The sequence below is a fragment of the Nocardioides sp. NPDC051685 genome (assembly GCF_044453405.1).
GTDB lineage: Bacteria > Actinomycetota > Actinomycetes > Propionibacteriales > Nocardioidaceae > Nocardioides.
In genome coordinates this window covers 1-20,037 of record NZ_JBITCR010000010.1, presented here as the reverse complement: position 1 = coordinate 20,037, position 20,037 = coordinate 1, and the positions used below count along the sequence as shown (strand labels likewise).

At 68.8% G+C, this 20,037-nt stretch carries 17 protein-coding genes; 12 read left to right on the top strand and 5 right to left on the bottom strand.

What is annotated here, in order from left to right; translation table 11 throughout:
• Positions 1-87: 87 nt before the first annotated feature.
• Complete coding sequence (pepN, locus tag ACIA03_RS23625; RefSeq protein ID WP_396987076.1) at positions 88-2,631, bottom strand: aminopeptidase N; 2,544 nt, start codon at positions 2,629-2,631, stop codon at positions 88-90.
• Positions 2,632-2,832: 201 nt separating this feature from the next.
• On the opposite strand from pepN, the gene ACIA03_RS23620 reads away from it, so the two are divergent.
• From ACIA03_RS23620 to ACIA03_RS23590, 7 genes are all read left to right on the top strand, one after another.
• Positions 2,833-4,488, top strand: a complete 1,656-nt coding sequence (locus ACIA03_RS23620) for a CHAP domain-containing protein (RefSeq protein WP_396987074.1) — start codon at positions 2,833-2,835, stop codon at positions 4,486-4,488.
• Positions 4,489-4,529: 41 nt separating this feature from the next.
• On the top strand, positions 4,530-5,162 hold the full coding sequence (locus tag ACIA03_RS23615) for a DsbA family protein (RefSeq protein ID WP_396987072.1): 633 nt from the start codon (positions 4,530-4,532) through the stop codon (positions 5,160-5,162).
• Positions 5,163-5,207: 45 nt separating this feature from the next.
• Positions 5,208-5,759, top strand: a complete 552-nt coding sequence (locus ACIA03_RS23610) for a TIGR03086 family metal-binding protein (RefSeq protein WP_396987070.1) — start codon at positions 5,208-5,210, stop codon at positions 5,757-5,759.
• A 12-nt stretch (positions 5,760-5,771) separates the two neighbouring features.
• Positions 5,772-6,323, top strand: a complete 552-nt coding sequence (locus ACIA03_RS23605; protein ID WP_396987068.1) for a maleylpyruvate isomerase family mycothiol-dependent enzyme — start codon at positions 5,772-5,774, stop codon at positions 6,321-6,323.
• A 97-nt stretch (positions 6,324-6,420) separates the two neighbouring features.
• Positions 6,421-7,635, top strand: coding sequence for a peptidoglycan recognition protein (locus ACIA03_RS23600; RefSeq protein ID WP_396987066.1), 1,215 nt, complete (start codon positions 6,421-6,423; stop codon positions 7,633-7,635).
• 63 nt (positions 7,636-7,698) lie between these two features.
• Positions 7,699-9,501 carry a methionine--tRNA ligase gene (gene metG / locus ACIA03_RS23595; RefSeq protein ID WP_396987064.1) on the top strand — a complete coding sequence of 601 codons (1,803 nt, stop codon included), beginning with the start codon at positions 7,699-7,701 and terminating at the stop codon, positions 9,499-9,501.
• Positions 9,498-10,163, top strand: a complete 666-nt coding sequence (locus ACIA03_RS23590; protein ID WP_396987062.1) for a CTP synthase — start codon at positions 9,498-9,500, stop codon at positions 10,161-10,163. Before metG ends, ACIA03_RS23590 begins: the two co-directional genes overlap by 4 nt.
• 85 nt (positions 10,164-10,248) lie before the next feature.
• Here the strand turns inward: ACIA03_RS23590 and ACIA03_RS23585 are convergent, their stop codons facing one another.
• Both ACIA03_RS23585 and ACIA03_RS23580 read right to left on the bottom strand, forming a co-directional pair.
• Positions 10,249-10,971, bottom strand: coding sequence for a GPP34 family phosphoprotein (locus ACIA03_RS23585; protein WP_396987060.1), 723 nt, complete (start codon positions 10,969-10,971; stop codon positions 10,249-10,251).
• A gap of 4 nt (positions 10,972-10,975) precedes the next feature.
• Complete coding sequence (locus ACIA03_RS23580; protein WP_396987059.1) at positions 10,976-11,947, bottom strand: helix-turn-helix transcriptional regulator; 972 nt, start codon at positions 11,945-11,947, stop codon at positions 10,976-10,978.
• A 113-nt stretch (positions 11,948-12,060) separates the two neighbouring features.
• Between ACIA03_RS23580 and ACIA03_RS23575 the strand changes: the two genes are divergently transcribed.
• A complete protein-coding gene (locus ACIA03_RS23575) occupies positions 12,061-13,170 on the top strand; it encodes an epoxide hydrolase family protein (RefSeq protein WP_396987057.1) in 1,110 nt (369 codons plus the stop codon).
• A 58-nt stretch (positions 13,171-13,228) separates the two neighbouring features.
• Here the strand turns inward: ACIA03_RS23575 and ACIA03_RS23570 are convergent, their stop codons facing one another.
• The gene (locus ACIA03_RS23570) at positions 13,229-13,672 is read right to left on the bottom strand and encodes a VOC family protein (protein WP_396987055.1); all 444 of its coding nucleotides are present in this window, start codon (positions 13,670-13,672) and stop codon (positions 13,229-13,231) included.
• 108 nt (positions 13,673-13,780) lie between these two features.
• Positions 13,781-14,872, bottom strand: a complete 1,092-nt coding sequence (locus ACIA03_RS23565) for a DNA glycosylase AlkZ-like family protein (protein ID WP_396987053.1) — start codon at positions 14,870-14,872, stop codon at positions 13,781-13,783.
• Between the two features lie 152 nt (positions 14,873-15,024).
• Here ACIA03_RS23565 and ACIA03_RS23560 point away from each other — a divergent pair, with 152 nt between their 5' ends.
• The 4 genes from ACIA03_RS23560 to yjfF all read left to right on the top strand — a co-directional run bounded on the left by ACIA03_RS23560 (position 15,025) and on the right by yjfF (position 19,774).
• Positions 15,025-16,002, top strand: a complete 978-nt coding sequence (locus ACIA03_RS23560; protein ID WP_396987051.1) for an ABC transporter substrate-binding protein — start codon at positions 15,025-15,027, stop codon at positions 16,000-16,002.
• A 148-nt stretch (positions 16,003-16,150) separates the two neighbouring features.
• Complete coding sequence (locus ACIA03_RS23555) at positions 16,151-17,722, top strand: sugar ABC transporter ATP-binding protein (RefSeq protein WP_396987049.1); 1,572 nt, start codon at positions 16,151-16,153, stop codon at positions 17,720-17,722.
• The gene (locus tag ACIA03_RS23550; protein WP_396987047.1) at positions 17,715-18,782 is read left to right on the top strand and encodes an ABC transporter permease; all 1,068 of its coding nucleotides are present in this window, start codon (positions 17,715-17,717) and stop codon (positions 18,780-18,782) included. The genes ACIA03_RS23555 and ACIA03_RS23550 overlap by 8 nt, the downstream gene beginning before the upstream one ends.
• Positions 18,779-19,774 carry a galactofuranose ABC transporter, permease protein YjfF gene (yjfF, locus tag ACIA03_RS23545; protein ID WP_396987045.1) on the top strand — a complete coding sequence of 332 codons (996 nt, stop codon included), beginning with the start codon at positions 18,779-18,781 and terminating at the stop codon, positions 19,772-19,774. Before ACIA03_RS23550 ends, yjfF begins: the two co-directional genes overlap by 4 nt.
• The last annotated feature ends 263 nt before the right edge of the window (positions 19,775-20,037 follow it).

Below are 20,037 nucleotides of genomic sequence, written 5' to 3'. Positions count from 1 at the left end.
CTGGCCCCGCCCCCGCGCGCCCCCCCCCCCCCCCCCCCCCCCGGGGGGGGTGGGGGGGGCCCCCCCCCCCCCGACTCGGCGATCGGGCTACTGCGCGTCGCGCTCCTGAGCGGCGAGGGCGCGGGCGACCTCGTCACGTCCCTCACGGACGTACCGCTTGGCGGCCGGCTCGGCGGGGGAGGTCTCGAGCCACTTGTCGGCCTTCTCCAGGAGCTCGGGGGAGGCGGCCGGCTTGGGGAAGATGAACTCCAGCACCGTCGAGGCGCGGTGGGTGCCGAGGTGGTCCCAGAGGGTGTCGGCGGCCTCGAAGTAGCGGTCGATGTAGGGCGTCAGGACCTCGTCCTGCCCGCTGCGCTGGAACGAGAGCACGATCGAACGAGCGGTCTCGTTGGCGACGTCGGTGCGGACGACGACCGAGTCCCAGGCCGCGGCCTTGGCCTCGGCGGTGGGCTGCGCGGCGCGGGCGGCGGCTGCCTTCTCCTGGCCGGAGATGGTGTTGTCGCGCTCGAGCTCGGCGTCGATCTCGGTCTCGCCGAAGGTGCCCGAGGCGGCCAGGCCGGTGACCAGCGCCCAGCGCAGGTCCTGGTCGATGTCGAGACCGTCGAAGGCCAGGTCGCCGGAGAGCAGCGCCTGGAGGTCGGCGATCGCGGCCTCGGAGCGGGCTGCCGCGGCGTACGTCCGGGCGAATGTCAGCTGGTGGTCGCTGCTCGGGGCGGCGCCCTCCAGCAGGCTCTTGAGCCCGCTCTCCCAGCGCGCCTTGAGGGCGTCGCGGTTGGCCGGGGCCGAGAACGAGTTGACCGCCTGGGCGGCGAAGACCGGGATCCGGGTGACGCCCCAGGAGTCGGTCTCCTGGCCGATGTTGGCGAGCACGAGCTCGACGAAGTCGCTCGCCCGCATCTCCGCGTCGCGGGTCATGTCCCAGGCCGCACCCCAGATCAGCGCGCGCGAGAGCGAGTCGTCCAGCACCGACAGCGAGGACAGCGCGGTGGCCAGCGAACGCTCGTCGAGCCGGATCTTGGCGTACGTCAGGTCGCCCTCGTTCAGGAGCAGCAGGTCGGGCTGCTTGACGCCCTCCAGCTGCGGGACCGGGGTCAGCTCACCGGTGACGTCGATCTCGAACGCGTCGCGACGCACGAGCGCGCCGTCGACCAGGTCGTAGAGACCGAGGCCGATGCGGTGGCGGCGGAGCGTGGGGTAGTCGGCGGCGGCCGACTGACGCACGGCGAAGGAGGCGTAGGAGCCGTCCTCGGCGAGCTCGAACGACGGCGCGAGGGTGTTCACGCCGGCGGTCTGCAGCCACTCCTGGGCCCAGCCCTGGAGCTCACGCCCGGAGGCGGCTTCGAGGTGGCGCAGCAGGTCCTTGAACTCGGAGTTCCCGTAGGCGAACTCCTTGAAGTAGGCCTTCAGGCCCTCCAGGAAAGGCTCCAGCCCGACCCACGCCACGAGCTGCTTCAGGACGGAGGCGCCCTTGGCGTAGGTGATCATGTCGAAGTTGACCTCGACGGCCTGCAGGTCGTAGTTGTCCGCGGCGATCGGGTGGGTGGTGGGCAGCTGGTCCTGGCGGTAGCCGGTCTGCTTGCGGGCGTTGGTGAAGCCGGTCCAGGCGTCGGTGAACTCGGTCGCGTTGGCCTGGGCGTGGTAGCAGGCCCACTCGGCGAAGGACTCGTTGAGCCACAGGTCGTCCCACCACTTCATGGTGACCAGGTCGCCGAACCACATGTGGGCCATCTCGTGGAGGATCACGGAGGCGCGGAAGTCGTAGAAGGAGCGCGGCTGCTTGGAGCGCGGCAGGTATTCGTCACGCAGCGTGATGGCGCCGGCGTTCTCCATCGCGCCCATGTTGTATTCCGGCACGTAGAGCTGGTCGTACTTCCCGAACGGGTAGGGGAAGTCGAAGGCGTCCTCGAAGAACTCGAAGCCCTGCTTGGTGATCTTCACGACCTCGTCGCGGTCGAGGTAGGGGACCAGCGACTGGCGGCAGTAGTGGCCCAGCGGGATCGTGCCGAACTTGCCCTCGTAGAGGTCCTGGACCTCGTGGTACTCACCGGCGATGAGCGCGGTTATGTAGGTCGACATCTTCTTGGTGGGCTCGAAGTCCCAGGTCGCGCGTCCGTCGCCGAGGGGCTTCGGCTCGGGCGTGACGGCGTTGGAGACGACCTTCCAGCCCTCGGGGGCGGTCACGTGGAAGGTGAAGACGGACTTGAGGTCGGGCTGCTCGAAGGTGGTGTAGACACGGCGGGCGTCGGGGACCTCGAACTGGGAGTAGAGGTAGACGCGGTCGTCGGCGGGGTCGACGAAGCGGTGCAGGCCCTCGCCGGTGTGGGAGTAGGTGCAGTCGGCCTTCACGACCAGCACGTTCTCGGCCGCGAGGCCGTCGAGCTGGATCCGGGAGTCCTGGTACGCAACCGCGGGGTCGAGCGCGACGCCGTTGAGGGTGATCTCGTGGACGGTCGCGTCGACGAGGTCGGCGAAGGTCGAGGCGCCGGCCTCGGTGGAGGTGAAGGTGATCGTCGTCGTCGAGGCGAAGGTCTCGGGGCCCGTGGTGAGGTCGAGATCGATGTCGTACGAGAGGACGTCGAGGAGTGCGGCCCTAGCGGTGGCTTCGGCGCGCGTCAGATTGGTTCCAGGCATGGCTGGATCCTCTCACTCTGCCCGGATTTCGAGACATCAATAACGCGCTTGTTGCCTGTTCTTGGGTCTCACTGAGCGTGAAAGGTAAAAATACAGTGTTGTAATTCCGACACACCGGTATCAATGGTTGACAACTTTCTCTAGGGTGCTCTTGTGCCCCTCAAGTCACAGAAACACCAGTATTCACAGGAGTCGCGCCGGGTGGGGAAGCCCGGCGGGGCGCTGCGCCGGACCTTGGTCAATGGCGCGGTTCTGCTGCTCGTCGGCCTCGGTGTACAAGCAACCCCTGAGTTGGCATCACCGGCGCACGCGGGCTCGATCACGCTCTGCTCCGGATTCTCGGACTGCCGCAGCAAGGGCTACTCCACCGGTGGCTACGAGAGCGCCTGGGGGAGCATGTACTGGCGGATGTACGCCGGCCGGAACTGCACCAACTACGTCGCGTACAGGCTGATCCAGACCGGCCTGCCGAACTCCCGCCCGTGGTCGGGCGAGGGCAACGCGACCAACTGGGGTGTTGCGCTGAGCAGCTTGACGAACCGGACGCCCACGGTCGGCTCCGTCGCCTGGTGGCACTCCTCGCACCCGAGCGCGAGCCGTTTCGGGCACGTCGCGATCGTCGAGCGGGTCGACTCGGACTCGATCACGATCTCGGAGTCCAACTACGGCAGCGACATCAGCTGGCGCCGGATCGGCAAGGGATCGGTGAACTACCCGACCGGGTTCATCCACTTCAACGACCAGCGCCTCTCGGTCACCAAGCGGCCCACGGTCGAAGGGACCGCGCAGGTCGGCAAGGCGGTCACGGTCAACACCGGCTCGTGGAGCCCGAACCCGAACAAGATCCGCTACCAGTGGATCGTCGACAAGAAGCCGATCCCGGGTGCGACCAACAAGACCTTCCGCATCCCCGGTCACCTCGCCGGCAAGCAGATCGCGGCCGTGCTCACCGGCACCCGCCGGGACTACAGCCAGGCCAAGACGATGAGCGAGATCCTGCCGCCGATCAAGCAGGGTGAGTTCAAGGTGCTGAAGCAGCCGACGATCACCGGCACCCAGAAGGTCGGCTCCACGATCTCGGTCGGCGGAGCGGACTACGAGCCGTCGGCCAAGATCGGCGAGGTCAGGTGGTACGCCGACAAGACGCTGATCACGCGCACCAAGTCCCGCTTCCTGAAGGTGCCCGCATCGGCCTCCGGGAAGAGGATCGGCGCGGTCGTCGTCGGTGTCCAGGAGGGCTACCGGTCGAAGGGGTCCTACGCCTTCGCCGACACGCTGGTCGGCGGCGGGAAGGCTCCGCAGCAGCCGGCGGAGCCGCCGAGCGGCACGCTGGGCCAGACCGTGGCCGGCTTCGTGAAGGGCGGCACCCGTCTCGGCGGCCTCATGCAGGTCGACCCGGGCAGCTTCAGCGAAGCGGTCGACCTCTCCTACCAGTGGACGCGTGAAGAGACGCCGATCTCCGGTGCGACGACCGAGAAGTACCACCCGACGGAGGCCGACGTCGGCCACCGCCTCAGCGTCACCGTGGTGGCCCGGTCCAGCAGCGGCGAGACGCTGACCAAGACGTACGGCCCCAGCGGCCGGGTCCGGGTCAAGCCGAGCGTCAAGGTCACCGCGACCGGCGGCTCCGGACAGGCGGAGGTGGCCGTCGAGGTCACCGCCCCCGGCTACCTGCCGACCGGGACGGTCAAGATCACGACCAACGGCGGGCGTACGGTCACCAAGACGCTCAGCGGAGGAGCGGCCGGCGTCACGTTCGTCAAGCTCCCCGAGGGCGAGTACGCCGTCACTGCCGCCTACAGCGGCGACGAGGTCGCCTACTGGGCCAGCGGGGGTGCCTTCACCACCGTCAGCTGACGGCAGGAACAGATCCGCGGCGGGAGTGGTTCGGTGTCTATATGACACAGACCACTCCCGCTGCGCCGTCCGAGAAGACCTCCGCCGACTTCTGGTTCGACCCTGCCTGTCCGTTCGCCTGGATCACCTCACGCTGGATCCTCGAGGTGGAGAAGGTGCGCGACGTCGAGGTGACCTGGCACATCATGAGCCTGGCCTACCTCAACCAGGACAAGGACATCCCGCAGGAGTACCGCGACTTCCTCTCCACCGCCTGGGGCCCGGTGCGGGTCTGCATGGCGGTGCAGAACGAGTACGGCCAGGAGAAGCTCGCCGAGCTCTACACCGCGCTCGGCACCCGTCGTCACGTCGAGGGCCGCGACTTCGACCGGGCGCTGATCGAGGAGGCGCTGGCCTCCGTCGGGCTCCCCGTCGAGCTGGCCGACGCGATGGACGACTCCGGGTTCGACGAGGCCATCGCGAAGTCCCACCACGAGGGTATGGACCAGGTCGGCAACGACGTCGGCACCCCGACGATCGCGATGAACGGCTCGGCCTTCTTCGGCCCGGTCATCTCCAAGGCGCCCAAGGGCGAGGAGGCCGGCAAGCTCTGGGACGGGTTCCAGCTGATCACCGCCTACCCCTACGTCTACGAGCTCAAGCGCGCCCGGGTCCACGACCTCGACTTCAGCTGACAGATAAGCGGTGACGCGGAGGTCGAGCAGTCGTACGTTGACAGGGTGACTACGACAGACGAGGCAGGAATTCTCTCGCGGGCGCTGGACCAGACCGGCGACCTGCTCGACCGGGTGCACGCCGAGACCGTGACGCGGCCGACGCCGTGCGAGCAGTGGGACGTCGGCGCGCTGGCGGACCACGTGATCGCCGACGCGACCAGGTTCGTCACGATGTTGCGCGGCGGGGAAGCCGACTGGGGCGCGCCGGCGCCGCACGTCAGCGAGAGCTGGGGGCCGACGTTCAAGGTCGGTGCCGACGACGTGCTCCACGCCTGGGACCAGGGGCCCGGCGCGACCCGTCGGGAGGGCGGCGCGGCGGTGCCCGTCGGCCTGCTCGTCGCCGAGTACGCCACCCACTCCTGGGACCTCGCGAAGGCGCTCGGCGTCCCCTCCTCCGAGCTCGATCCGGAGGTGGCCGAGGTCGCGCTGGACTTCATGACGGCGACCCTGAAGCCGGAGATGCGCATGGATGCGTTCGACCCCGAGGTGGCGGCGCCGGAGGGTGCCGGGCCCTACGAGCTGCTGGCTGCTTTCGCGGGACGCAGGCTCGCCTGAGACCATGGTCGGGTGGTTGACCAGATGGGAGTGTTCGCGCTGCAGCGAGCACTGACGCAGGCAGCAGAGCTTCTCGACACCGTCACGGCGGACGACCTGACCCGGCCGACACCGTGTCCGGAGTGGGACCTGCGCAAGCTCGCCAACCACATGATCGCCCAGCCCCGGGTCTTCGTGACGATGCTCCAGGGCTCGCCGCCGGGATGGGACGGCCGCGAGGACTACGCGGTCAACCTCGGCGAGGAGCTGCGCACCCGGGGCAATGCGCTGATCAACCTGTGGCGCGAGGTCGGCCCCGACGACATGGTGATGGTCGACCCCGACTGGCAGTCGGCCGAGATCGCGGTCCACACCTGGGACCTGGCGGTCTCTCTCGACCGGCCGACCGACGGCCTCGACGAGGCGGTCGCCCAGCGGGCGGTCGTCGCCATGGACCGCATCCTCGGGCCGGAGCGCAAGGGGCGGGCCTTCGCCAACGCGCTCGCGGCGCCGGAGGGGTCGGGTGCTTACGAGCACCTGGCTGCGTACGCCGGACGGCCGGTGCCGTTCGTCGTGAGCTCCTGAAGCGAGCACGGTCTCAGTAGTCACAGAGGTCCCAAGCGACACACCGAACACAGGGGTTTGCGGCATGTCGGGCCCTTGGTTCTCCAAAATCAAGGGTATGGCCCGCTTCCCCCGCGTCATCACCGTGACCCTGACCGCTGTCGTTCTCGGCGCGTCGATGCTCGTTCCTGCCATCGGGTCGTCGATGGATCCGGCGGCCGCCCAGGACGACCAGCTGATCAAGCTGCCGCGTCTCGAGGACGGCATCGCCACCCGTGACGTGAAGCTGCCGCCGAGGCTGACCGAGCGGTCGGGCGGTGCGGCCGCGACGGAGAGGCTGCGGACGACGACCTTCTCGATGGTCGGGGTCTCCTGGTCCGGGCCGGAGACTCCCGAGGTCGAGCTGCGGGTGAGCAAGTCGGACACGTGGCGCGAGTGGCAGGCGCTGCCCCTGCAGGAGGACCTGCCCGACGGAGCCGAGGAGGCGTTCGCCGCCCGCGGCAAGGTCGAGCGCCGGGGCACCCAGCCGGTGTGGACCGGCCGGGCCAGCGGCGTACAGGTGCGGGTCACGGGTGCGCAGCCCAAGGACCTGAAGCTGACCCTGATCAACACCGGGCCGCAGGAGGACGTCAAGGCTCCGAAGAAGGAGGACGGCGACCTCGGCTACGGCAGTGCTTCCGACGGCAGCGCCGCCAACGGCCGGGTCGCGCGGTCGCGTCCGCGGTGGGCGCCCAAGCCGACGATCTTCACCCGGGCGCAGTGGGGTGCCAACAACTCCTGGCGCAACGGGCGCCCGGAGTACAACTCCTCGCTCAAGCAGGTCCACATCCACCACACCGCGACGAGCAACAACTACTCCAAGGGCGACGTGCCGGGGATCATCCGCGGCATCTACAGCTATCACACCAGGTCACTGGGGTGGTTCGACATCGCCTACAACTTCCTCATCGACAAGTATGGCCGCGCCTGGGAGGGTCGCTCGGGCGGCATCGACCGGCTCGTCAAGGGCGCCCACACGCGCGGCTTCAACCACCAGTCGATGGGCATCGCCCTGATCGGCAACTTCGAGAACGTACGCCCCTCCGACGACGCCCTCATCAAGACCGAGCGGATGGCGGCCTGGAAGCTCGACATGGCCGGCCGCGACGAGCGCGGCACGCTCGAGACGATCTCCCAGGGAAGCGACCGGTTCCCGGCGGGCCGGCGGGTGAAGGTCTGGGTCATCGACGGCCACTTCCACACCAACGAGACCTCCTGCCCGGGCGCCCAGCTCGCCAAGTGGCTGCCGTGGATCCGGAAGTACGCCTACAAGCGGGACCAGATGTTCAACTGAGGTGTCGGCGACTGCTGGCCCGTCGAATAAAACCTCTGGCATCTGCTCACTAGGATGCTGCCCATGAGCAACGTTCTGTCCGCAGTCGCCTGGCCGTACGCGAACGGCCCGCGCCACATCGGCCATGTGGCCGGTTTCGGCGTGCCCTCCGACGTCTTCAGTCGGTACATGCGGATGACGGGTCACGACGTGCTCATGGTCTCCGGCTCCGACGAGCACGGCACCCCGATCCTGATCGCCGCCGACGAGGCCGGCGTGACTCCCCAGGAGCTCGTCGACAAGAACCACCGGATCATCGTCGAGGACCTGACCTCGCTCGGCCTGACGTACGACCTCTACACCCGCACCACCTCGGCCAACCACCACTCGGTGGTGCAGGAGCTGTTCCTCGGGGTCTACAACAACGGCTACTTCGTCGAGCAGACCTCCAAGGGCGCGATCTCGCCGTCGACCGGCCGGACCCTGCCGGACCGCTACATCGAGGGCACCTGCCCGATCTGTGGGTACGACGGGGCCCGGGGTGACCAGTGCGACAACTGCGGCAACCAGCTCGACCCGGACCAGCTGATCAACCCGGTCTCCAAGATCAACGGCGAGACCCCGGAGTTCGTCGAGACCCAGCACTTCTTCCTCGACCTGCCCGCGCTGGCCGATGCCCTGCACGCCTTCCTCGACGAGCGTGAGCAGACCGGCCTGTGGCGTCCCAACGTCATCCGGTTCAGCCAGAACATCCTCAAGGAGATCCGTCCGCGCGCGATGACGCGTGACATCGACTGGGGCATCAAGGTCCCGCTCGACGGCTGGCGCGAGAACCCGACCAAGCGGATGTACGTCTGGTTCGACGCCGTCATCGGCTATCTGTCCGCCTCGATCGAGTGGGCCCGGCGCTCCGGCGACCCCGAGGCCTGGCGGGCCTGGTGGAACGACCCTGAAGCGCTCTCCTACTACTTCATGGGCAAGGACAACATCGTCTTCCACTCCCAGATCTGGCCGGCCGAGCTGATCGCCTACAACGGTCAGGGGTCGAAGGGCGGCGAGCCGGGGGCGTACGACACCCTCAACCTGCCCACCGAGGTCGTCTCCAGCGAATACCTGACGATGGAGGGCAAGAAGTTCTCCTCCTCGAAGAAGATCGTGATCTACGTGCGCGATCTCCTCTCGCGCTACCAGCCCGACGCGTTCCGCTACTTCGTGGCCGCCGCCGGCCCCGAGTCGAACGACTCCGACTTCACCTGGGCCGAGTTCGTGCGGCGTACGAACGACGAGCTCGTCGCCGGCTGGGGCAACCTGGTCAACCGCACTGCCACCCTGATCGCGAAGAACTTCGGCGAGCTCCCCGCTGCCGGGCCGCTGACGGAGGCGGACCAGGCGATCCTAGACACCGTCGGTGGTGCGTTCGCCACGGTCGGCGACCTGATCGGCCGCCACCGGCAGAAGCAGGCGATCGGCGAGGCGATGCGCGCGGTCGGCGAGGTCAACAAGTACGTCACCGACCTCGAGCCGTGGAAGCTCGCCAAGGCCCCCGAGGACCGTGAGCGCCTCGGCACCGTGCTGCACGTGATGGCGCAGTGCGTCGCCGACCTCAACCTGATCCTGTCGCCGTTCCTGCCGTTCTCCGCCAACGAGATCGACAAGGCCCTCGGCGGCAAGGGTGAGGTGGCCCCGATGCCTCGCATCGAGGAGGTCGAGGACCTCGACACCGGCAAGCCCTACCCGATCATCACCGGCGACTACGCCGGCGCGCCGACCTGGGAGCGTCACGCGATCGTCGTCGGCACCCCGGTCGCGAAGCCCACTCCGGTCTTCCAGAAGCTGGACACCGCGATCGTCGACGAGGAGCTCGACCGCCTCGGCATCAAGCCATGACCCGAGTCGTTGCGCTGCTCGGCGACGACCGGGGACACCGCAGCCATCAAGAACTCAACGCGCTTCGGCCGCAGCTGGCCGAGCTCGGGGTCGAGACGGAGTGGGTGCCGACCGACTTGGGGTTCGAGATCGCAACCTACGACGGGGTCTGGTTGGTTCCCGGCTCGCCCTACGCCTCCGATGCCGCGGTGATGGCTGCCCTCGCCGTGGTGCGGGAGCGGGGGATCCCGTTCCTCGGGGTGTGCGGTGGGATGCAGTACGCCGTGCTGGAGTGGACCCGCAACGTACTCGGCTCCACGGCGACCCACGCCGAGTCCGACGGCGCGGGTGACGACAACGCGGTCACCGCGCTCGCCTGCTCGCTCTACGGCGAGGAGCGGCTGGTGACGCCCCTCCCCGGCACCCGGTTCGCCGGGTGGCAACCGGAGGCGTTCGTCGGCATGCACTTCTGCAACTACGCCCCGACCGCCGAGGCCGTGGCCGCGCTGGAGAAGATCGGTGTCGTCGTCGGTGCCACCGCGGACGACGCCGGTGCGGAGGTCCTGGAGTTCCCGGACCACCCGTTCTACGTCACCAGCATGTTCCAGCCCCACATCGGTGCCCTCGCCGGTGCCCCGGTCCACCCGCTCGTCGGCGCGTTCGTCGAAGCCGTGCACGGCTGAGCGCCGCCCGCACGGGCGGTGGGCTGACAGCGCCTCGATCCGGACGGGTCTGGCACCACCTGGCGAGGTTCGGGCGGAGCGAACATCAACCGCCTCCACCGTCTCCGCCTCCGCCACCCCCGCCATCTCCACCGAAGAAGCCGCCCCCGTCGCCGCCACCGTCGCCGCCACCGAACCCGTCACCTCGCCTGCGAGAGGCTCGGCAGATCCCGCGTACGGTGGCCGCGGCCCAGTCGCCCCCAGCGATGTGATCCGCGCGGCGTCTGACCTCGGTCAGGGATACGGTCGCGGCGGGAAAGAACAGCTCGACCTGGTCGACGGCGGCGATGAGGCCGATCAACGTCGCCGTCCGTCGGCTCGGCTGGGCGCCGTGGAACAGCGCGGCGGTGAGGTGGTGGCGTACGTCCTGTTTGTAGCTGATCTCGGTGGCGGGCCAGACGGTCCGGGTGATGAGGTAGCGCCGCTCCGTCTCCCGACGCAGCAGGCCGCGGTGCACGAGGCGGTCGGCGAGATGCTTGAACATCTGGATGCCGCAGCTCCTGATCAGGGGAGCCGGGCGGGCTCGCCCGCCGGCGAGCACGAGGGAGCGTTGGAGGTAGGGATCCGCGGGGACGCGGACTCCTGTCGGGTGCACCTCCACGGTGCGCCCGACAGGCTCCACGACCAGGTGGACCGCGCCGGAGAGCGCCAGCTCGGACACCAGCGCCCCGCCCGCCAGGATGTCGAGTGTCCCCAGGTCGAGCCCGCCGACGGGGCGCCCACTGAAGTCCTCGAGCATGAGCAGCACGAGGTCCTCCGCGATCAGCATGGCGTCATTCCGGCAGGGTGGTGGCGGCCGCGTAGCGCTTCGCGAGGATCTCGAGGTGGTCGCGGAGCTCCGGGGGTGACTCGACGGTGAAGTCGAGGCCGAGCATGCCGATCCAGACGGCGACGACCTCGAGGCTGTCGCCGCCGGTGATCAGGACGCTGCGGTCGGGGCCGATCGGCTCGACGGTGCCGACCGCGGGGTTGATGCGGGCGATGACCTCGTCGGCGGGGGCGGCGATGACCAGGCGGGCGTGGACGGCCCAGCCGGTGCGGGCGACCTCGCGTACGACGAACTCGGTGAGGTCGCTCTGCCCATTGAATGCGGGCGGGTCCACCGGGCGGAACGGGCGGCCGCCGGGGACCTTGAGGCGTAGCCAGTCGACGCGCAGCGGCAGCCAGGTGTCGGCGCGCGGGTCGCGGGCGACGAGATACCAGCGGCGCTGCCAGGAGATCAGCCGGTAGGGCTCGACCTCGATCGGCTCGTCGCGGTAGTCGGCGCGTATGCCCTGGCCGTCGCGGATCGCGGTCGCCAGGGCCTGCAGCGTGCCGGCGTCGACGTCGGGGTCGGGAACGTTGCTGTCGGTGTTGACCGGGCCGGCCTCCATGGCGTCGACCACCGCGGCCAGCTTGCGGCGCAGATGGTCGGGGAGGACCTGGTCGAGCTTGGCGAGCGCCCGGGCACTGGTCTCGGCCACGCCGGCGATGCCGGTGGCGGCGCGGAGCCCCACGGCCACCGCGACCGCCTCCTCGTCGTCGAGGAGCAGCGGCGGGAGGTTGCCGCCGGCGCCGAGCCGGTAGCGCCCACCGGGGCCGCGCACCGACTCCACCGGGTAGCCGAGCTCGCGGAGCTTGGTCATGTCGTTGCGCACGGTGCGCTCGGAGACGTCGAGACGGGTGGCGAGGTCGGTGCCGGTCCAGCCGGCCGAGGACTGCAGCAGACCGAGGAGCGCGAGGAGTCGCGCAGAGGTTTCCAGCACGGACTCAGACTGCGCCAAAAGAAATTCGCGGGCCAGCGAAATTGCGGAATCAGGCTTGCCGGAACCCTTCCTAACGTGGGTCTCACAAGGTCGGAAACCACCAAGGAGAAGTCATGAACACGCAGGTCAACACCGGAATCAAGGCTGAGATCAGCACCGTCACCGTCGAGTTCCCGCAGGCCGATCTCGACGACCTCCGCGCCCGTCTGGACCGCACCCGGTTCGCCCCGACCGTGCCTGGTGACTCCTGGGACTACGGCACCCCGACGGCCTACCTCGCCGACATGGTCGAGCGCTGGAAGGGCTTCGACTGGCGGGCGGTCGAGGAGCGCATCAACGCGGTGCCCAACCACCTGAGCGAGATCGACGGCCAGGTCATCCACTTCGTCCACGTACGCTCCTCGAACCCGGACGCCAAGGCGCTCCTGCTCGCCCACACCTACCCGGGCTCGTTCCTGGAGTTCCTCTCGATGATCGACTCCCTGACGGAGGAGTTCCACCTGGTGATCCCGGAGATGCCGGGCTTCGGGCTCTCGACGCCGGTGGTCGACACGGGGTGGACGATGCGGCGGGTGGCCGAGGCGTACGACGTCCTCATGCGCCGGCTCGGCTACGACTCCTACGGGGTGCACGGCAGCGACGGCGGGGCGATGGTCGGCCGCGAGCTGGCGATCCTGAACCCGGAGGGATTCCTCGGCGCGCACGTGCTGCAGCTCTTCTCGTTCCCGTCCGGTGACCCGAGCGAGTTCGAGGGCTTCGGGCCGAAGGAGTACGCAGCGCTGGAGCACATGCAGTGGTTCCAGTCGGTCGGCGGCTACAACGCCATGAACGGCTCCCGCCCGCAGACGATCGGTGCGGCGCTGGCCGATTCACCGGTCGGGACGCTGGCCTACAGCGAGCTCTTCGAGTCCTTCGGCAACGGCACCTCGCTGGTCACCCCCGAGCAGGTCATCGAGCAGGCGACCTACTACTGGCTCACCAACTCCTACGCCTCGGCCGCGCGCTACCACTACGAGGAGGGCCACGCCGAGCGCGAGCCGGAGGTCTCCCAGGGCCGGATCGGGGTCGCCGTCTTCAAGGACGACTTCCAGACCATCAGGTCGCTGGCCGAGCGGGACAACGCCAACATCCAGCACTGGTCGGAGTTCCCCGAGGGCGGCCACTTCGCCGCCCTGGAGCGCCCCGACGACATCGCGTCCGACCTGCGGAGCTTCTTCGCCTGACGGCTCGCGCCAGCCCCGCACGTTCCCGCCGTGGCGGGAACGTGCGGGGCGAATGCGTTCAGGCGCCGGCCGACTCCGGGCTGGCGACGTCGAACATCCAGCTCACGCCGAACTTGTCGTCGAACTGGCCGAAGTAGTCGCCCCACGGTGCCTGCGCGAACGGCATCCCGGGTGTGCCACCCTCGGAGAGCTTCGCGTAGTAGTCCGCGAACCGCGGTTGGTCGGCGGGGTCGGCGCTGGTCATCGCGACGGTGACACCGGCGCTGGGGGCGACGTAGTCCATCCCTGGAGGTGTGTCGGCCGCCATCAGGACGAGGCCGTCGTCGAGGGTGAGCGAGCCGTGCATGACCAGGTCCTTCGCCTCGGGCGGCACCGGACCCATCGCGTCACCCATGGAGTCGAAGGTCATCGTCTCGACGGTGCCACCGAGCACCGACCGGTAGAACTCGAGCGCCTCGGCGGCCTCGGTCTTGAAGCTGATGTAGGGGTTGAGCGTTGCCATCCGGATCGTCTCCTTTGATCGATTTCCGACCCCTTCGCCCTCACAGTAGGCCTGCGCGAGGGGGCGGAGAAGAGCGATTCGGATCGGTTGCCCAGATTTCGGGGTCTGTCAGTGGCGGACGATCTCGACGCCCAGCCACCCGGCCAGCGCCTCGATCTCGGCCTCCACCGCGTCCCCGATCTCCGCCGTCCAGCCGAAGTCCTCATGGACGGCGAAGACGTTCAGCAGCGCCTTCTTGTGGTCCACCTTGGCGTCGAGCTTCCCGACCAGCCGCTCCCCGTGCAGGATCGGAAGGGCGAAGTAGCCCCATCGCCGCTTGGCCGCCGGCTTGTACATCTCCAGGACGTATTCGAACCCGAACAGGTCCAGTGCCCGGTCGCGGTCGTAGACGAGGCGGTCGAAGGGCGAGAGCAGAGCGGTACGCGGCGCGAACTCGTCCTCGAGGGCGGCCAGCGCCTCGGGGTCGACCCGCCACTCACCGTCGACGCCGGCCACGGTGCACGGGACGCCGGCGTCCCCGGCGCCGAGCACCTCCCCGCCCGAGGAGTCCTTCCGTCCCGGACGGGCGATCCCGAGCGACGCCAGCCGGCGCACCGTCTCGACCTTCAGCGCCTCCTCCGGCGAGGGCAGGAGCAGGTCGGACGGGTAGATGCGCTCGGCGAGGTCCCACGTGCGCAGCTTGCCGCGCCGCCCCGCTACGGCGACCTCGCCCATCCGGTTGAGCAGCTCGATCATGCGCAGGACGTTCTTGTCGTTGGTCCAGCCGGTCGAGGCCCAGGGCACCTGCGAGGTGTCCTCGATCTCGCCGGCCACGAGCGGGCCGTCGACTCGCAGACGATCCAGGATCTGCGTACGGAATCTGCTGTTGGCCTCCACCCACTCGACGGCGGTGGGGTGGATCCGGCCGGGGGAGAGGGCGAGGACGGTCTCGATCTCGTCCATGGGCACGATGAAGCTGGAGAACTCCACCAGCGAGCGCTCCTGCTCGAGGGCGAAGGTCAGATCCGAATGGTCGTACGCATCCCCCAACCGCGACCACGCCACCAGATCCGCGCTCGGCGCGATCGCCCTGGTCGGGTCGATCTGCAGAAGCGTGAGCTGGTCGACGGTCGCCACCAGCGAGACCGGCCTCCGCGCGTCGAGGAGCTGGGCGCGGACCGCGATCCGGCGCGCCTGCTCCGGGGTCAGGGTGAGCGTCATGGTCGACACACTAGGGGGAGTTCCGGACGACCTGCTGCCGATTCGGATGGATCTGTCGATTCCGCTTGACCGCGCGGATGTTAGCGCTCACACTGATCCAATCGTGACGACGGTCACAGCGGCCGCCGCGGTGACGAAACTGGAGGACCACAGTGAAGAAGACCCTCATCGCCATGTGCGCGCTCGCCATGGGAGGGATGTCTCTCAGCGCGTGCGGCGGCAGCGAGGCCGCCGACGATGGCTCGATCACGATGGGCTTCGCCCAGGTCGGTGCCGAGAGCGGATGGCGCACCGCCAACAGCACCTCGATCCAGGAGTCGGCGAAGGAGGCCGGCATCGACCTGAAGTTCTCCGACGCGCAGCAGAAGCAGGAGAACCAGATCAAGTCGATCCGGTCCTACATCCAGCAGAAGGTGGACGTCATCGCGTTCAGCCCGGTCGTCGAGACCGGCTGGGACGCGGTGCTCCAGGAGGCCAAGCGCGCCAAGATTCCCGTCGTGCTGACCGACCGGGCCGTGGACACCGAGGACACCTCGCTCTACGTCACCTTCATCGGCTCCGACTTCGTCAAGGAGGGCGAGAAGGCAGGGCAGTGGCTGGTCGACAACGCCGACGCCTCCGACGTCGACAAGGACGGTGCGGTGAACGTCGTCGAGCTGCAGGGCACCACCGGATCGGCGCCCGCGATCGACCGCAAGAAGGGGTTCGAGAGCGTGATCTCGGACGACTCCAAGATCAAGATCACCGCGTCCCAGACCGGCGACTTCACCCGTGACGGCGGCAAGCAGGTCATGGAGGCCTTCCTGCAGTCCAACCCGAAGATCGACGTCGTCTACGCCCACAACGACGACATGGGCCTGGGTGCGATCGAGGCGATCAAGGCGGCCGGCAAGAAGCCCGGCACCGACATCAAGATCATCACCGTCGACGCGGTCAAGGACGGCATGACTGCGCTGGCCGCCGGCGAGATCAACTACATCGTCGAGTGCAGCCCGCTGCTCGGACCGCAGCTGATGGACGTCGCCGAGAAGGTCGTCGCCGGTGAGGAGGTCCCCGACCGCATCGTCACCGAGGAGACCACCTTCACCCCGGAGCAGGCCGCTGAGGCGCTGCCCGACCGGAAGTACTGAGGCTGCCGCTGACCGAGGTAGCTCGGCGAGGCGTCGCTTCCTTCGGGGAACTCCACGAAGGAAGCGCGCGCCCGGCGAGTTACCTCGGTCAACAGCCCGTCCCGCCCGCCGCCCAAGACCCACCCAGACCACTAGGAGCCAGCACCACATGCGCCATACGGATCCGAGCCCGCCACCCGTGGTGGAGATGCAGCACGTCTCCATCACCTTCGGGGCGGTGAGGGCGCTCGACGACGTGTCGCTCCGTCTGCTGCCGGGGGAGGTGCACGCGCTCATGGGGGAGAACGGGGCAGGGAAGTCGACGCTGATCAAGGCCCTGACCGGGGTTTACACGATCGACTCCGGCCGGGTGGAGATCGACGGCGTCGAGACCCACTTCGCCACCCCCGCCGCCGCGCAGCACGCCGGGATCAGCACGGTCTACCAGGAGGTCAACCTGGTGCCCAACCTCACCGTGGCCGAGAACATGCTCCTCGGCCGCGAGCCGCGCCGCCTCGGCCGGATCGACCGTCGGGAGATGAACCGTCGCGCCGCCGGCTCGCTGCAGAGCCTCGGCATCGACGTCGACCCCGGCTCCGAGCTCGGCAGCCACCCGATCGCCGTGCAGCAGCTGGTCGCGATCGCGCGTGCGGTCGACACGGACGCCCGCGTGCTCATCCTCGACGAGCCCACCTCGAGCCTCGACGCCGACGAGGTGGCAAGGCTCTTCGAGGTGATGCGCAGGCTGCGCGCGCAGGGCACCGCGATCGTCTTCGTGTCCCACTTCCTCGACCAGATCTTCGAGATCTCCGACCGGATGACGATCCTGCGCAACGGCCGCCTGGTGGGCGAGAGGCTGGTCAAGGACACCACTCAGCTCCAGCTGGTGCAGCTGATGATCGGCCGCGACCTCCAGGTCCTCGACCGCCTCGACCACGCCGCGCACGAGGCCACCGAGGAAGCTGCCGTCGAGCAGCGCCTCCCGGTGCTCAGCGCCGTCGGGCTCGGCCGGAAGGGGAGCCTGGAGGCCACCGATCTCACTCTCTTCCCCGGCGAGGTGGTCGGTATCGCCGGCCTGCTCGGCTCGGGGCGTACGGAGCTGGCCCGGCTGCTCTTCGGCGCCGACGCCCCCGACACCGGCGAGCTCATGGTCAGGGGCTCGAGCCGCCGGAGGCTGCGGAGCCCCCGGCACGCGATCGACCGCAAGCTCGCCTTCTGCAGCGAGGACCGCAAGGCCGAGGGCGTCTTCGAGGAGCTCTCGGTGGCGGACAACATGCTGCTCGGCCTGCAGGCCAGCCGTGGCTGGCTGCGGCCGATCCCGACGGCCACACGCGAGAAGCTGGTCGAGGAGTTCATGACCGCTCTCGACATCCGGCCCGCCGACGCGAGTCTGCCGATGCGAAGCCTGTCCGGTGGCAATCAGCAGAAGGTCCTGCTGGCGCGCTGGCTGATCACGGAGCCGGACGTACTCCTTCTCGACGAGCCCACCCGTGGCATCGACATCGGTGCCAAGACCCAGATCCAGCAGCTCGTCGCCGACCTTGCCGAGAAGGGGATGAGCGTGGTGTTCATCTCCGCCGAGCTCGAGGAAGTGCTGCGGCTGAGCCATCGGCTGGTGGTTCTCAAGGACCGCCGCAAGATCGCCGAGCGGCCCAACCGGGGCATCGACGTCAACGACGTACTCGAGATCATCACCGGCGAACCCGGCGGCCTGGCCGAGAAGGAGCGGGCAGATGCCTGAGACAGTCAGAACGGGCAAGACGTTCAGGGCCCGCGCGATGGCCCACCACCTGTTCTGGCCGCTGGCCGCGCTCGGCGCGCTGCTGGTGGTCAACCTGATCGCGACACCGACGTTCTTCAACGTACGCATCCAGGACGGTCACCTCTTCGGCAGCCTCGTCGACATCGTGCGCAACGGCGCCCCGGTGCTGCTGGTCGCGATCGGGATGACGCTGGTCATCGCGACCCGCGGGATCGATCTCTCGGTAGGGGCGGTGGCGGCGATCGCGGGCGCGGTCGCCTGTGTCTACATCGTCAAGAGCCCTGCCGACGGCGCCGCCGGCACGGCCGTCATCGCGATCTCGATGGCACTCGCCGTCAGTGTCGCGCTCGGGTTGTGGAACGGCTTCCTGGTCGCGGTGGTCGGCATCCAGCCGATCATTGCCACACTGGTCCTGATGGTCGCCGGCCGGGGGATCGCGATGCTGGTGACCGGCGGCCAGATCACCACGGTCAACAACGACACCTTCGCCGCGCTGGCCTCGGGTCACCTGCTCACCCTCCCGGTGGCGGCGCTGATCGCGCTAGGTGTCTTCGCGGCCACCCAGATCGTCGTACGCCGCACCGCGCTCGGCCTGCTCATCGAGTCGGTCGGGATCAACCCGGAGGCGAGCCGGCTGGCCGGCGTACGCTCCCGCACGATCATCTGGACCGTCTACGTCTTCGCGGCGCTGTGTGCCGGGACGGCCGGCCTGATCATCGCCGCCAACACCCATTCGGTGAACGCCAACAGCCTCGGGCTGTGGATCGAGCTGGACGCCATCCTGGCCGTCGTCATCGGAGGTACGTCGCTGGCCGGCGGCCGCTTCTCGCTGACCGGCACCCTGGTCGGGGCGATGCTGATCGCAACTCTGACCCGGACCATCCCCAACATCGGCATCCCGGCCGAGGCCAACTATCTGTTCAAGGCGCTGGTCGTGGTGATCGTGTGCCTGCTGCAGTCGCCGACGGCGCGGGCGGTGCTGCAACGGCGCGGCGACCGCACGCCGACCGGCCCGAGCCGCGAGGAGGCGGTCGCATGAGTATCACTGTTCCGGAGGAAGGCCTCCTCGCTCGTGCTGCGCGGTTCAGCCCGCCGCGGCGCTACCTACCCGTGCTCGGCACGTTCGCACTGTTCATCGGCATGTTCGGTGTCGGCGGGATCCGCTACGAGGGATTCGCCGACCCGCAGGTCTTCCTGACGCTGCTGCTCGACAACGCCTTCCTGATCGTCCTGGCGGTGGGGATGACGTTCGTGATCCTCACCGGTGGCATCGACCTCTCGGTCGGCTCCAACGTCGCCCTCTCGACGCTGATCGCGGCCAGGACGCTCGAGCTCGGCTGGCCGGTGGTCGCGGTGATCGCGGTCGTGCTCCTGGCAGGGTCATTGCTGGGCACCGCGATGGGGCTGCTGATCCACTACTTCGACATCCAGCCGTTCATCGCCACCCTGGCGGGCATGTTCCTGGCCCGCGGGCTGTGCTACCTGATCAGCGTCGACTCGATCCCGATCAAGGACGAGACGTTCTCGGCGATCGCCTTCGGCTCGATCACGCTGCCCGGTGGCTACTACCTCGGGTGGACGGCGGTCTTCGCGCTGGTGGTCGTCGCGGTGGCTGCGTACGTCCTCTCTTCGACGCGCTTCGGACGCACCGTCTACGCGCTCGGCGGCAGCGAGCCGTCGGCGCTGCTGATGGGGTTGCCGGTGGCGGCGACCAAGGTCGGGGTGTACGCGATCAGCGGGCTCTGTGCGGCGCTCGGCGGACTGCTGTTCGCGCTCTACACGCTCTCGGGCTACTCGCTGCACGCGGTCGGGATGGAGCTCGACGCGATCGCCGCCGTGGTCATCGGCGGCACGTTGCTCACCGGCGGTCGTGGGTTCGTGATCGGCTCCCTGCTCGGTGTGCTCGTGCTCGGCACGATCCAGACGTTCATCTCGTTCGACGGCACGCTGTCGTCGTGGTGGACGCGGATCACGATCGGGGTGCTGGTGCTGGTGTTCGTGGTGGCGCAGCGGGTGTTGACTCGGCGGTAGGACTCGGCTTCCGGTCTGTCGGGTGCCGTGTTTTGTGGTTGGTGTTTGCCGCCGACCCGTTATGGGAGGGTGTTCTCAACGGATCCCGGAGTAAAGGACGGCCTGCGGCCGCCGGCTTCGCCGGTCGCCTTCGGCGATCCTTGACACCGGGATCCGCCGAGAAATTTTGGCTCTTGTGACGCTTCCATGGGTTCCTGCTCGCGCCTGAACGGCCGCACGCCGCTCCCGTCCTAGGTTTCTGGCTTGTCGAAGGTCAGTCACCA

Bases quoted from the DNA above. Each gene is read 5' to 3' on its own strand.
- ACIA03_RS23550 (WP_396987047.1), top strand. From the start codon at position 17,715: ATGCCTGAGACAGTCAGAACGGGCAAGACGTTCAGGGCCCGCGCGATG.
- ACIA03_RS23590 (WP_396987062.1), top strand. From the start codon at position 9,498: ATGACCCGAGTCGTTGCGCTGCTCGGCGACGACCGGGGACACCGCAGC.
- ACIA03_RS23615 (WP_396987072.1), top strand. From the start codon at position 4,530: ATGACACAGACCACTCCCGCTGCGCCGTCCGAGAAGACCTCCGCCGAC.
- ACIA03_RS23575 (WP_396987057.1), top strand. From the start codon at position 12,061: ATGAACACGCAGGTCAACACCGGAATCAAGGCTGAGATCAGCACCGTC.
- yjfF (WP_396987045.1), top strand. From the start codon at position 18,779: ATGAGTATCACTGTTCCGGAGGAAGGCCTCCTCGCTCGTGCTGCGCGG.
- ACIA03_RS23600 (WP_396987066.1), top strand. From the start codon at position 6,421: ATGGCCCGCTTCCCCCGCGTCATCACCGTGACCCTGACCGCTGTCGTT.
- ACIA03_RS23570 (WP_396987055.1), bottom strand. From the start codon at position 13,672: ATGGCAACGCTCAACCCCTACATCAGCTTCAAGACCGAGGCCGCCGAG.
- ACIA03_RS23565 (WP_396987053.1), bottom strand. From the start codon at position 14,872: ATGACGCTCACCCTGACCCCGGAGCAGGCGCGCCGGATCGCGGTCCGC.
- metG (WP_396987064.1), top strand. From the start codon at position 7,699: ATGAGCAACGTTCTGTCCGCAGTCGCCTGGCCGTACGCGAACGGCCCG.
- ACIA03_RS23555 (WP_396987049.1), top strand. From the start codon at position 16,151: ATGCGCCATACGGATCCGAGCCCGCCACCCGTGGTGGAGATGCAGCAC.
- ACIA03_RS23585 (WP_396987060.1), bottom strand. From the start codon at position 10,971: ATGCTGATCGCGGAGGACCTCGTGCTGCTCATGCTCGAGGACTTCAGT.
- pepN (WP_396987076.1), bottom strand. From the start codon at position 2,631: ATGCCTGGAACCAATCTGACGCGCGCCGAAGCCACCGCTAGGGCCGCA.